At 66.6% G+C, this 4,694-nt stretch carries 5 protein-coding genes; 3 read left to right on the top strand and 2 right to left on the bottom strand.

Annotated elements, in window-relative coordinates; translation table 11 throughout:
• The 3 genes from JWQ89_RS16030 to JWQ89_RS16020 all read left to right on the top strand — a co-directional run.
• On the top strand, window positions 1-575 hold a 575-nt coding region (locus JWQ89_RS16030; protein ID WP_299642571.1), incomplete at its 5' end, for a methyl-accepting chemotaxis protein.
• A 243-nt stretch (window positions 576-818) separates the two neighbouring features.
• On the top strand, window positions 819-2,627 hold the full coding sequence (locus JWQ89_RS16025) for a methyl-accepting chemotaxis protein (protein ID WP_299642570.1): 1,809 nt from the start codon (window positions 819-821) through the stop codon (window positions 2,625-2,627).
• Between the two features lie 183 nt (window positions 2,628-2,810).
• Window positions 2,811-3,572 carry a hypothetical protein gene (locus tag JWQ89_RS16020; protein WP_299642568.1) on the top strand — a complete coding sequence of 254 codons (762 nt, stop codon included), beginning with the start codon at window positions 2,811-2,813 and terminating at the stop codon, window positions 3,570-3,572.
• 10 nt (window positions 3,573-3,582) lie between these two features.
• On the opposite strand, the gene JWQ89_RS16015 is transcribed toward JWQ89_RS16020, so the two are convergent.
• Entirely contained in the window at window positions 3,583-3,867 is a 285-nt protein-coding gene (locus JWQ89_RS16015; RefSeq protein ID WP_299642566.1) for a hypothetical protein, read from the bottom strand.
• Window positions 3,868-4,554: an aspartate/glutamate racemase family protein gene (locus JWQ89_RS16010; protein ID WP_299642564.1), complete on the bottom strand. Its 687-nt coding sequence runs from the start codon at window positions 4,552-4,554 to the stop codon at window positions 3,868-3,870.
• Window positions 4,555-4,694 lie beyond the last annotated feature (140 nt).

Genomic DNA, 4,694 nt, shown 5'->3' with positions numbered 1-4,694 from the left:
AGATTTCCAACATCATCGGGTTGATCGACGATATCGCGTTCCAGACCAACCTCCTCGCGCTGAATGCCTCGGTCGAAGCGGCGCGGGCCGGCGATGCCGGCAAGGGTTTTGCGGTGGTGGCGGTGGATGTGCGGCGGGTGGCGCAGTCGGCGGGGAGCGCTTCGAGCGAGGTGAAGGTGGTGATCGAGCAGTCCGGCACGGTGGTGGCGGGCGGCTCGCGGCTGGTGGCCGAGGCGGCGGCGAAACTGGGCATGATGCTCGATGGAGCGCGCACCAACTACGAGCTGCTGCAGGGCATCGCCAGCGAGAGCCGGGCGCAGGCGTCCTCGATCGAGGAGGTCAACGTGGCGGTGCGGACGCTCGACGAGATGACGCAGCACAATGCGGCGCTGGTCGAGGAGACCAATGCGGCGATCGAGCAGACGGAGTCGCAGGCCAACGAGCTCGACCGCATCGTCGATGTATTCACCGTTGCCGAGGCAAGCGCCGCGCCGCCGGCCAGCAAAGCCGGGGCTCGGCGGGTTTATCTCTCGCAGGGCAACGCCGCGATCAGCGCCGACTGGAACGAGTTCTAAGCCAGGTCGGCCGATCGACTTCTGCAGGAGGGCGCCTAACGGCGCCCTTTTTGCATGGTGCCGCGGTCGGGCGAATTACGCATCAGTACGTATGCGAACAGTAACCGGGCACGGGGCCGGGCAGGCCCACATTCATGGTGTACCGCGCGTTAATACGTACGACCGGCTTGGAGGTTTTTCAGGCGGATCGGCTGTGAGATCGCGGCGGTCGATTTCCGCAGAAGTGGTTCGGGGCAAGGTATTATGGGACGTTCTATTTTCGCCGGGTTTGCCGGCAATTCGCATTTGGAAGATCGCCGCAAGGTCGAGGCCATCAACCGCAGCCAGGCGGTGATCGAGTTCGGTCTCGACGGCACCATCATTACGGCCAACGCCAATTTTCTCGCGGCCGTGGGCTATTCGCTGCCGGAGGTCGAGGGCAAGCATCACCGGATGTTCGTCGATCCGGCGATGGCGCAGACGGCGGAATATGCCGAGTTCTGGCGGGCGCTGGGCGCCGGGCAGTTCCAGTCGGGCGAATATCGCCGCTTCGGCAAGGACGGCAAGGAAATCTGGCTGCAGGCCACCTACAACCCCATCCTCGACAAGGCGGGAAAGCCGTCCAAGGTGATCAAGTTCGCCGCCGACATCACTGCCGAGAAGAACCGGGCGGCCGACATGGCGGGGCAGGTGGCGGCGATCGGCCGGGCCCAGGCGGTGATCGAGTTCAATCTCGATGGCAGCATCGTCACCGCCAACGAGAATTTCCTCGGCGCGATGGGCTACCGGCTGGACGAGATCCAGGGCCGGCACCACCGGATGTTCGTCGAGCCGGCCTATGGAGCAAGCGCCGAGTACGAGCAGTTCTGGGCCCGGCTACGCGGCGGCGAGTTCATCTCGTCGGAGTTCAAGCGTATCGGCAAGGGCGGCAAGGAGGTCTGGATCATGGCCTCCTACAACCCGGTGCTGGATGCCGCCGGCAAGCCGATGAAGGTGGTGAAGTTCGCCACCGACATCACCGAGCGCAAGCGCTCCGAAGCGATCATCGAACTGCTCAAGACCTCGTTCATGCGGATGGCCGACGGCGACCTGGGCGGACGGGTGGAGACCCAGTTCAGCGGGCAATACGAGGGGCTGCGGCAGGCGTTCAACGCCTCGCTGGAACGCATCACCGAGATCGTCACCTCGCTGCAGACCACGTCGCGGGCGCTGAAGACGGCGACGGGCGAAATCCTGTCCGGGGCCAACGATCTAAGCGAGCGGACCACCAAGCAGGCGGCGACGATCGAGGAGACGTCGGCTTCGATGGAGCAGCTCGCGACGACCGTCAGCGAAAACGCCCGGCGCGCCGCCGATGCGTCGAGCAAGGCGCGAGAAGTGAGCAAGACGGCGACCGAGGGCGGTGAGGTGATGGAGGAGGCGACCGTGGCGATGGAGCGCATCACCACCTCGTCGGGCAAGATCTCCAACATCATCGGCATGATCGACGACATCGCCTTCCAGACCAATCTCCTCGCCCTCAATGCCTCGGTCGAGGCGGCGCGGGCGGGCGATGCGGGTAAGGGTTTTGCGGTGGTGGCGGTCGAGGTGAGGCGGCTGGCGCAATCGGCGGCGAGCGCGTCATCGGAGGTGAAGGCGCTGATCGAGCAGTCGGGCGCGGAAGTCGCCGGGGGCTCGAAGCTTGTCGCTGAGGCGGCGCAGAAGCTGGCCTCGATGCGCGAGACGGCACGGGAGAGTTCCGGGCTGATCGAGGGGATCGCCACGGCGAGCCGCGAGCAGGCGAGCGCCATAGATGAGGTGAGCTCGGCGGTGCGGGCGCTCGACGAGATGACGCAGCAGAACGCGGCGCTGGTCGAGCAGACCAACGCGGCGATCGAGCAGACCGAGGGGCAGGCGAACGAACTCGACAGGATCGTCGATGTGTTCACCATCGAGGAGGGTGGCGGCATGGCGGTGGCCGAGATGCCGCGCGGCTCCACGGTCAAGGCGTTGCAGCAGAAGGTGAAGGCGGCGGCCCGCAGCTATCTCAGCAAGGGCAATACCGCGCTGGCCCAGGACTGGTCGGAGTTCTGAAACTGCACGAGGGCCACATGCCCTTCCCCGGTCGGTCGGGGGAGGGAGACCCCAAAGGCCGGCGGAGTACCCCCCGGCGGTGAAGGAAGGGTCCCGGCGCCTGGTTATGGTTGAGGGATATTTAACGGCTGATCGGTTTCAATGCACTGAGCCAGAAATTTTCGGCCGAAGGAGCCGCCTCGGATGCGTGTTCGTTCTCTATCCTTCAAGCTGGCGATGCTCGGGGGTGCTGCCCTCGCAGCGGTGCTCACTGTCGCCCTGAGCTTTCTGGTACAGCAGGCCGGCAGCGCCATGGAGGCAGAGGCGCGGCAGTTGCAGGCCGAGACCGCCCGGGAAGTCGCGGCCCAGGTCTCGACCGACCTGAGTCGGGGGGAGCCGACGGCCGAGGAGATTGCCGCGCGGATGGCCGAGGTGAAGCCGTTCGGTAGCGGCCGTGTCGCCATCGTTTCGGCCACGGGCATCGTCGTCGCGCACCCGGATCCGGCGATGATCGGCAAGAGCCTCGGGGCTACCGATCCGGCGAGTGGCATCGTCGGGGCGGCGCTTGCGGACAATGGTGCCAGCGAGGCCGACAGCATGGCGGCTGACGGCGTGGCGGTGCGGCAGACGGCATTCCCGGTTAGCGTCGGGGGCAGCGAGGGCCGCTGGGTGGTGGTGTCGAGCGTGCCGCTGGCGACGCTGGAAGCGGCGGCCGATGGGGGCCGCTGGACCATCGCAATATTGTCGGCGAGCTGCGTGCTGGCCGCCTGCGTGATCCTCTTCGGGTTGATCCGGCAACTGGCCCGCGGGCCGGTGGCGATCAGCGACCAGCCGGCGGCGGGCGACGTAGTTAGCTCGGATGTGGGGCAGATCGACGAGATGGTCCGTGCCATGTTCGGGGAAGAAACCGAGGCGCAGGGCGACGGGATCGACGAGGTGGATGCCGGGCTGCGGCGGGCGGCGTAGGCGGCAGGGGTCAGTAGCGCAGGGCGCGCCGGCGCTTGATCTCGGCGATGCGGTCGGTATCGGTTTTCTGCAGGTAGTGTCCGCGCTCCATGATCTCGAGCGCATATTCGTCGTAGGTAAGGCCCAGCGCCTCGGCCCGGCGGGCACGCATCACCGCGATGTCGTAGGGAACGTCCCACGCCTTCTGCCGCGCGGCCTTCCATTCGAAATAGTTGCCGAACGGACCCTCGCCCCATTCATGGGGCTGCTCCAAGGGCGGGCCGCCATTGTCACCGCGCTTGGGGTCGTCGGGCATCTAGGCCAGCGCCGCTGCCACCAGCGCCCTGGCATGGAGGTCCGTCGTATCGTACGTGGGCAGCGGACTGACGCTGTCGTCGATCAGCATCCCGATCTCGGTGCAGCCGAGGATCACCGCCTCGGCACCGCGGGCCTGCAGCCGGGCGATGGCCTCGACATAGATGCGGCGGGATTCGTCACGGACGATGCCGACGCAAAGCTCCTCGTAGATGATGCCGTTGAGGTTGGTGATGCCGACATCGGGCACCAGCACCTCGAGCCCGCGGGCTTCGAGGCCCTCGATATAGAAGCGTTTTTCCATGGTGAAGCGGGTGCCGAGGAGGCCGACCCGGCCGATACCGTCGGCGAGCAGCGCATCGGCGGTGGGCGCGGAGATATGGACGAAGGGGACGGTGAGCGCCGCGACGATCTGCGGGGCGCAGATATGCATGGTGTTGGTGGCGAGGCCGATGATTTCCGCGCCCTGGGCTTCGAGGGATTTCGCAATACCCGCGAGGATGTCGCCGGCGCCAGCCCAGTCGCCGGCGCGCTGCATCGCCTCGATGGGGGCGAAATCGAGCGAGTGGACGATGAGGGGGGCCGAGTGAAGGCCGCCGCGGCGGCCGGCTGTCTCGCGGTTGAGGATGGCATAGTAGTGGGCGGTCGATTCCCAGCTCATGCCGCCGATGAGGCCGATGGTTTTCATGGCGGGAGCTTAGTGCGCGGTTGGGCGCGGCGCTACTCTGTGCCGGTTGTATTTTGTTGGGAGCGGACACCTGGGAGGGTCTGTGAACGGAGAGGGCGGAACCCCCACCCCAACCCTCCCCTCAAGGGGGAGGGGGCGGA

The sequence above is a fragment of the Devosia sp. genome, assembly GCF_028290645.1.
Taxonomy (GTDB): domain Bacteria; phylum Pseudomonadota; class Alphaproteobacteria; order Rhizobiales; family Devosiaceae; genus Devosia_A.
This window is presented reverse-complemented; position numbering and strand designations above follow the sequence as displayed.